Annotated in this window: 4 protein-coding genes; 3 read left to right on the top strand and 1 reads right to left on the bottom strand. The window is 64.6% G+C overall.

Features of this window, described 5'->3' with window-relative positions; translation table 11 throughout:
- The 3 genes from EOA38_RS30320 to EOA38_RS30330 all read left to right on the top strand — a co-directional run.
- Positions 1-1,176 (top strand): FHIPEP family type III secretion protein (locus EOA38_RS30320; RefSeq protein ID WP_189435013.1); only part of this gene is annotated, 1,176 nt, incomplete at its 5' end.
- Between the two features lie 57 nt (positions 1,177-1,233).
- Positions 1,234-2,592, top strand: a complete 1,359-nt coding sequence (locus EOA38_RS30325) for a type II and III secretion system protein family protein (protein ID WP_245464635.1) — start codon at positions 1,234-1,236, stop codon at positions 2,590-2,592.
- A gap of 12 nt (positions 2,593-2,604) precedes the next feature.
- The gene (locus EOA38_RS30330) at positions 2,605-3,057 is read left to right on the top strand and encodes a hypothetical protein (protein ID WP_126092901.1); all 453 of its coding nucleotides are present in this window, start codon (positions 2,605-2,607) and stop codon (positions 3,055-3,057) included.
- Between the two features lie 91 nt (positions 3,058-3,148).
- Here the strand turns inward: EOA38_RS30330 and EOA38_RS30335 are convergent.
- A partial coding sequence (locus tag EOA38_RS30335) for a tetratricopeptide repeat protein (protein WP_127300967.1) occupies positions 3,149-3,773 on the bottom strand: 625 nt, incomplete at its 5' end.

Raw genomic sequence — 3,773 nt, forward strand, 5'->3', positions numbered from 1 at the left:
GAGCCCCACGATATCGGCGAAACCGCAATGGCCGAGCCGCTGGGGAGGCCTGCGTCGATTTCTGCGACACCCGTCGCGGCGCTGCCTTCTTCCTCCCGCGTCGTCGTACGCGTTGGAGCCGAACTCGCGCCCTCTATTCCGGAGCCGGATTTTGCAACGCTCGCCGACGGCGTGCGCCGCGAACTCTTCGGCGATCTCGGCATCGACGTTCCGCCGATCGGCCTTCAGGTCGACGCGAAGATTCCACCGCGAATGATCCGCATCGATCTGGAAGGAGCACCTATTCTGGACGCGGAGATTCCTGCCGACCGCGTTCTTGTCGAAGCGGATTTGATGCATCTCGATCTGCTCGATGTGACTTACGAAAAGGGCCTTCCGATCGCTGGCCTGCGCAAGGTCATCTGGGTTGACGCTCACCACGTCTCGGCACTGAAGGAAGCCGGCCTCAGCTTCTCCACACCGGCGCAGACCGCGGCCAGGTGGACCGCAAATGCACTGCGCCTCTATGCCGGCCATTTCGTCGGGATCCAGGAAACCCGAAGGCTTCTGTCGGACATGGAGCCGGACTACGCGGATCTGGTCAGGCAGGCGCAGGAGATCGTTCCGCTGCCGAAGATCGCGGAAGTGCTTCGGCGCCTCGTCGATGAAAACGTGCCGATCCGCAATTTGCGGCTGATCCTCGAAGCGCTGATCGAATGGGGTCAGCGCGAACAGGACGTCGTTCTGCTTACGGAACATGTCCGCACGTCCCTGAAGCGCCAGATCAGCTTCCGCGCCGCGGGCCGCGACAACATCATCGCGGCTTACGTTCTGCAGCGCTCGGCCGAGGATATCCTCAGAAGCGCGGTGCAAAACACCTCGACCGGCACGTTCCTGAACCTCTCGGACGACGGCGCCCAGTCCTTGGTCACCGAAATCGAGCGAGCCCTGTCGCAGAGCGACACCGGTGTCTCGCCGGTGGTGCTCGCCGCAATGGATGTGCGCCGTCATATGCGAAGCCTGCTCGCGCACAATGCCGTCGAGCTCCCTGTTCTGTCCTTCCAGGAACTCGCCCAGGAATTCAACGTCCAGCCATTGGCCACGATAGCCGGGCGCTCCGACAAGGGCCGTACGCGCAATGTCTCCCAGTCGCTTCCGCCGGCTCAGGCGAATGCCGGACAAGAGGCGACCTCCTGACGCCGAGGGGGCGGAAGCAGGCGTCGGGGAAATCCACATGCTCAGGAGAGGAACGGCATGACAATCCACGATACCGCAGCAGGCGTTCGGTCCGCCGCTTTCGCCAGGCGGATGGACGCGCGCCGGCTCGCTGTCGCGGCGGCCTGCTTTCTGCTGGCGTTTTTGTTCATGCTTGCCGACGCCTCGGCGCAGAACGCATCGCCACTGCCGAGCAAGCCGACACTCGACCTGCCTGTCGGACAGGGACGCTTGTTGCGGTTCAACGAACCGGTCGAATCCGTGCTGATTGCGGACACCACGATCGCGGACCTTCAGATCGTGTCACCGAGCCTGGTCTATGTTTTCGGCCTCAAGCCCGGCCTGACCAATCTCATTGCGGTCAAAGCCGATGAGCAGATCGAGGCAACGGCTCAATTCCGCGTCACGCCCGATGTCACGCCCGCCAACGAGGCCAAGCACGCGATGCAGCCGAACTCGGCGACCAACCTCCACATTTTCGGGACCCGCATCGTCACCACGGGCGAAGCGCGAGGCATCGACGAGGCGAGGGACCTGGACAATGTCGCGCGCACGTTCTCGCCGCCGGAGCAGCCGCCTCTGAACAACATGACCGTGCAGGGTTCTCAGCAGGTCAATATCCGGGTTCGCTTCGCCGAGGTCTCGCGCACGGAGTTGCAGTCCTACGGCGTCGACTGGTCCGTCGGATACAAAAGCGGCGGCTTCGAATTCAACATGTTCCAGGACAATGGCGTGCCTTCCGGCGACGGGAATTTCGGTCTGCACATGGACCAGGCGCACGGCATCAATTTCGACGTCCTCATCGAAGCGCTGCAGCGCAACGGCGTCGTCAAGATACTGGCCGAACCGAACCTAACTGCCGTGACCGGCCAGACCGCGAACTTTCTCGCCGGCGGCGAAATTCCGGTGCCGATCGCGCAGGGAACTGATGTCACAACCATTCAATACAAGCCTTTCGGCGTGTCCCTCGGCTTCACCCCGACGCTGATCGGCCGCAATCGCATCGCGCTCCATGTCCAGCCGGAGGTCAGCTCCTTGTCGGATGCCGGCGCCGTAAGCGCCAACGGCTTTGCCATGCCGAGTTTCGTGGTGCGGCGAGCGGACACGACGGTCGAGGTGGCAAGCGGCCAGACCTTTGCGATCGCGGGACTTTTCCAGCAACGGACCTCGCGCAATCTGGAGAAGTTTCCGGTTCTCGGCGATGTGCCGGTGCTTGGCCCGCTCTTCCAGTCACAGCGCTTCCAGCGCGAAGAGACGGAACTGGTCATCCTGATCACGCCCTATCTGGTCGCGCCGGTGCGCGACAGCCTCGCCACGCCGCTCGATCGTCCGGCGGCCAAGCGCCACAGCCGCAAGCGGGTCAATGACGCGTCGGCGATGGGCCTGATCGTCAAATAGGGGGGAACAACCATGACATCGCCCATTGCTCTCTGCTCCATTGTCCCGGTGCTGCTTCTGTCGGGTTGCATGAACGGTCCGCGAGAGCCGCAGGACTACTCTCCGGGCTACAGCTACGTTTCGACCGACACCGGCGGTTCCGAAAAAGGCGTCGGCGGCTCCGTCCTCGCTCCCGACGCGTGTCTGGCCGAACCGGCCGATGACGATGGCACGCCCGCCGCGACCAGGCTGACGATCGTCTCGGGCGTCGGCTCCCAGCTGCCGGCCGGCTGCGCCAACGCCTACAACCTCCAACGCATGGCCGAAAGTCAGCGGGACCTGGTCGAGGGCCGGCAGTTGGGGAAAGCGGCCGCGGCGCCGAGCGCAAGGGCCGCGCGGCGCTACCTCGATGGCGAAGAAGCTCCGACCGGCGGAGCCAACAGCGCGCCGCCGACGACGCCGCAGACAACACTTCCCGTCGAGTAACGGGCAGATGCGGCTTTGCCCGCCCTGCCCTGCTCCCGCCATCTGTCTTGGCAACGAGCTCGACGGAAAACCCCTTCGGACGTCCTACCCGTTAGCCGAGGATAGAGCCGAGCGCTTTGGCCCTGGCCTGAGTGCTGCCCTTCGAGCGGATGGCCTTGGCGCGAGCGAGCAAGGTGCTTACCTCCTTGGTCGTCAGGCCGATCGGCGGCGAAGCCTTGACCTGGTCCTCTTCACCAAGAAGCCCGTATACCACCACGATATTGCGCTTGTGGTGCAACTGCGCATTGGGTGCGGCGGAGACCTTCTGAGCCAGCGGATGCGCGGCGGCGGAATTGCCCTCGAGTGCGGCCGCCAGCGCCATGTTGGTCTCGATATCGAGGTCGCCCGGCGCAAGTTTCAACGCCTGTGCGAACGTCGTTTGCGCCTCGGCCGTCTGGCCCGCGAATGTCTGCGCCACGCCCAGCCGGTTGTAGGCGGTGCTGGTGTTGACCAGCGGCGCGGCCTGCGCGAGGGCGCGCATGCCGGCATCGACATCGCCCGTCTCGATCATCGCCGAGCCGAGGCCGAGCATCGCCTGGCCGTCATTGGGAGCCTTGGCGAGCGCAGCCTGATAGGCCTTGGCGGCCTGGTCCGGATAACCGGCGCGCATGTAGGCCTCGCCCGCCTTGACCAGGGCGATCGGTTTGGCGTCCGGCATCGCCGCCGCACGCTGGTAG

The sequence above is a fragment of the Mesorhizobium sp. M1E.F.Ca.ET.041.01.1.1 genome (assembly GCF_003997355.1).
Lineage (GTDB): Bacteria > Pseudomonadota > Alphaproteobacteria > Rhizobiales > Rhizobiaceae > Mesorhizobium.